This window comes from Arthrobacter sp. Br18 (assembly GCF_000520555.1).
In the GTDB taxonomy this organism is placed as follows: Bacteria; Actinomycetota; Actinomycetes; order Actinomycetales; family Micrococcaceae; genus Arthrobacter_D.
Genome location: NZ_KI914888.1, coordinates 5753 through 9941, shown reverse-complemented (window position 1 = coordinate 9941; position 4189 = coordinate 5753). Strand labels below are relative to the sequence as shown.

Below are 4189 nucleotides of genomic sequence, written 5' to 3'. Positions count from 1 at the left end.
CAAACCGGTGCGCCCGTCGTCTTCCGGCGCGTTCGCCGTCGTTCGGGTTACTTTTCGGAAACCGCTGACGCGAGGTTTCCCAGTGATGCATCGAGGTCCTCGACGGACACCTCGGGGAAGGAAAGCTTCTTCAGAATTTCCTTGTCCGTGACGTGCGTCCAGTCATAGGTCACCGACACCTCGGTGGAATCGGGACCCGCGGGCTGAAGCTCCCATACCCACTGCCAGCCCGGTGGAACTTCACCGGCCGGGGCGGTCTTCCACGCGAGGAGCTTGTTCGGATCGTAGCCGACCACGTGGTTGTCGGTCTGATAGTCACCTCCCATTTTCTCCCAGTGCTGGTTCATGGTGAACTTCTGCCCGACGGCCGTGATGCGGTCCGACTTGTCATCCGACTGCACCATTCCGGAGCCGTCGAGCGCCGCGTGGTGGGCGGGGTTGGAGAGGAGGGTGAAGATCGCGTCCGCCGGGGCGTCGATGGTCCGGCTTGCGGTGATGCTTGTTTCAGTCATAGGGCGTACTCCTTCTGATGGGGAAAACAGTGCCTACTTCGCGTCATCCGGCGAAGATTCGTTCAACGTCCAGCCGGTGACCGACTCGAGGTCCTCTCCGGCGTCGCGCGTGTACTGCCAGGCCCGCTGTCGCTGGTCCTGGAGGTCCTGCCGAAGCCGGGCCTGGGTCGAGCCGAGGGAAGGTACCCGGTCGATCGCGTCCATGGCGAGCTGGAACCGGTCGATCTGGTTCAGCATCGCCATGTCGAACGGCGTCGTCGTCGTACCTTCCTCCTTATATCCCCGAACGTGCAGGTTCGCGTGGTTGTTCCTGCGGTAGGTGAGCCGGTGGATGAGCCAGGGGTACCCGTGGTACGCGAAGACCACCGGCTTCGTGGTGGTGAAGAGGGTGTCGAAGTCCCGCGCGGAGAGTCCGTGCGGATGCTCCGACTCGTCCTGCAGCCGCATCAGGTCCACCACATTCACCACCCGGATCTTCAGTCCGGGAATGCTCTGTTTCAACAGGCCCGCGGCCGCCACTACCTCGAGCGTCGGCACGTCACCGGCACACCCCAGGACGACGTCGGGGTCGAGGCCCGGCTCCTCGCTCCCGGCAAACCCGAAGATCCCGATGCCGCGCCGAACGTGCAGCCGCGCTTCCTCGGGTCCGAGCCAGGTCGGTGTGGGCTGCTTGCCGGTGACGATCACGTTGATCGTGTCACGGGTGCGCATGCAGTGCTCGGTGACGGCCAGCATGGTGTTGGCATCCGGTGGCAGGTAGACGCGGATGACGTCGGCCTTCTTGTTCACCACGTGGTCGATGAAGCCGGGGTCCTGGTGGGAGAAGCCGTTATGGTCCTGCTGCCACACATGGCTGGAGAGCAGGTAGTTGAACGAGGCGACGGGACGCCGCCAGGACAGCTCCTGGTGCACCTTGAGCCACTTCGCGTACTGGTTGAACATCGAGTCGACGATGTGCACGAACGCCTCGTAGCAGTTGAAGACGCCGTGCCGGCCCGTGAGCAGGTATCCCTCGAGCCAGCCCTGGCACAGATGCTCGCTGAGGACTTCCATGACCCGGCCGGACCGTGCTAGGTGCTCGTCGACGTCCTCGATGCGCGGCTCCCACACCTTGTCCGTCACCTCATAGACGGCGGACAGGCGGTTCGACGCCGTTTCGTCCGGCCCGAAGAGGCGGAAGTTCGTCGGATTCGCCGCGATGATGTCGCGCAGGTATCCACCCACCGTCATCATCGGGCTCGCCCTTTCGACACCGGGATTCGACACCTCCACGGCATGATCCGCGTAGGACGGCAGCACGAGGTCCCGCAGGAGCCAGCCACCGTTGGCGTACGGCGTTGCACTCATCCGAAGGTTGCCCTCCGGTGCCTGCCGGGCGATCCCGGGCCGCAGCTCGCCCTTGCCGGTGAACAGCTCGTCCGGGCGGTAGGAGCGCATCCACTCCTCGAGCTGGTGCAGATGCTCCTCGTTGGTGTGGATCCCGGTCAGCGGCACCTGGTGGGCGCGCCAGGTGCCTTCGGTCTGCTTGCCGTCCACGGTCTCCGGGCCGGTCCAGCCCTTCGGCGAGCGGAGCACGATCATGGGCCATCGCGGAGTGGCGTTCCCTGCAGGGGTGGGGCGGGATCCGTTTTCAGGTCGGGCTTCCGCCTGGATCGCGTGGATGCTGTCCACGCACGCGTCCAGCACGGCTGCGAAGTCCCGGTGCGCCTGCTCGGTGGCCCGCGGATCGGTGACCGTCACGAAATGGGGGTCGTAGCCGTAGCCGTACAGCAGCTGCCGCAGCTGCTCCTCGGGCATGCGGGCCAGGATCGTGGGATTGGCGATCTTGTAGCCGTTCAGGTGCAGGATCGGGAGCACCGCACCGTCCACCGCCGGGTCCAGGAAATTGTTCGAGTGCCAGCTGGCGGCCAGCGGCCCGGTCTCCGCTTCGCCGTCGCCCACGACCGCGGCGGCGATGAGGTCCGGATTGTCGAAGACCGCGCCGTAGGCGTGGGCCAGCGCGTAGCCGAGTTCGCCGCCCTCATGGATGGAGCCGGGCGTCTCGGGTGCCGCGTGCGACGGTATTCCGCCCGGGTAGCTGAACTGTTTGAACAGTGCGTTCAGGCCCGCTTCGTCCTTCCCGATATGGCTGTAGACCTCCGAGTAGGTGCCCTCGAGCCAGGCATTGGCGACGTTGGCGGGGCCGCCGTGCCCCGGCCCGGTCACGAACAGCACTTCCTGGCGACGCTCGGCGATGACGCGATTGAGGTGCGCGTAGACGAAGTTCAGCCCCGGCGTGGTGCCCCAGTGCCCCAGCAGCCGCGCCTTCACGTCGCGCCCCTCGAGCGGCCTTCGCAGAAGCGCGTTGCCCCGCAGGTAGATCTGGCCCACTGAGACATAATTGGCGGCCCGCCACCACGCATCGAGCCCGGGAATGTCCAGATCGGTCATTGATGCTCCTTCGTGGTTTGGTGGTGCCCCCTGACGCAAGCACGTATGACTGCTTTCGATCGGTCAGAGCAGCCTTTTGTGCTTGCGTCATCGGGGGGGTCACAGTTCGACGACGACGTCGGACGGTTTCTTGTCCGGCCGCCACCCCCGCCACACGGGATGGCGAAGCCGTCCGCCGCCGGTGCGTCCGCTGTACTGCACCTCGCCGACCAGGGCCGGTCGGACCCAGTGCGCATCGGCGGCATCGGCGCCGGGCACATCACCCAGCGGCGCGGTCTTGCGGGCCATCTTCCTCAGCCGGGCGCCGACGTCGGCGAGCTCCCGGTCCGTGAGGCCGGAACCCACCCGTCCCAGGTATCTGAGGTCGATGCCGTCGGGCACTGCGACCAGGAGCGACCCGACTTTCGACGCCCGGTTTCCCTTGCCTGGTCGCCAACCCACCACCACTACCTCCTGGGTACGCTGGTGCTTGATCTTGACCCAGCTCCGGGAACGCGCACCAGGCGTGTAGTCGCTGGTGAGCCGCTTGGCCAGGATTCCCTCGAGGCCTAGTTGCCGGCTCGCCTCCACGGCTTCCTCCAGGGTGGCATCGAGGGCGCCGGGCACCTGCACGTGGAAATCCGGAGCCTCGTCCACCGCCTGCTCGAGGATCTCCCGGCGCTGGCAGTAGTCGAGGGCAGTGAGGTCCCTGCCCTCGAACTCCAACAGGTCGAAGAGCACGAGACGCACGGGCGTGTGTTGGGCTGCTGCTTGGATCTCGGTGGTGTCGGTCAGCTTCAGACGTGTCTGGAGAAGGCTGAAATCAGGCCGGCCAGCCCTGTTGAGTGCAACGATCTCGCCGTCGAGCACCGCCGTTCCGGCACTGACGTACTCCGCGAGGTCACCGAGTTCGGGATAGAGCAGCGTCATGTCATTGCCGTTGCGGCTTGTCAGCTGCACCGCGTTCCCGTTGACGGCCGCAATGGCCCGGACCCCGTCCCACTTCATCTCATACGCCCAGCCGTGCGGGTCCGGAATGGACTGCGGAGAACCGAGCGTTGCCAGCATCGGCGCGATGAAGGCAGCTCCGGCCGGGACCGGGCCCGGCGCCGGAGCAGCGCGCGGGAGAACCTCCGGGATCTGGTGGTCCAGCCCGGCGGCCGAGCCGCCGGAGTCAGTGGGCTGGTCCTTCATCAGGTGGATCAGCCAGTTCCTCCCGCCTCCGGCCGTCCCGGTGGATCCCGTATGGATGAGCGCATAGCGGCGGC

Annotated in this window: 3 protein-coding genes; all 3 read right to left on the bottom strand. The window is 66.3% G+C overall.

What is annotated here, in order from left to right; genetic code table 11:
* Positions 1-47 precede the first annotated feature (47 nt).
* Positions 48-512, bottom strand: a complete 465-nt coding sequence (locus tag Y704_RS0115075; protein ID WP_026550735.1) for an SRPBCC family protein — start codon at positions 510-512, stop codon at positions 48-50.
* A 33-nt stretch (positions 513-545) separates the two neighbouring features.
* Positions 546-2942: a phosphoketolase family protein gene (locus Y704_RS0115070; RefSeq protein ID WP_035773003.1), complete on the bottom strand. Its 2397-nt coding sequence runs from the start codon at positions 2940-2942 to the stop codon at positions 546-548.
* Between the two features lie 99 nt (positions 2943-3041).
* A partial coding sequence (ligD, locus tag Y704_RS21745) for a non-homologous end-joining DNA ligase (protein ID WP_035773002.1) occupies positions 3042-4189 on the bottom strand: 1148 nt, incomplete at its 5' end.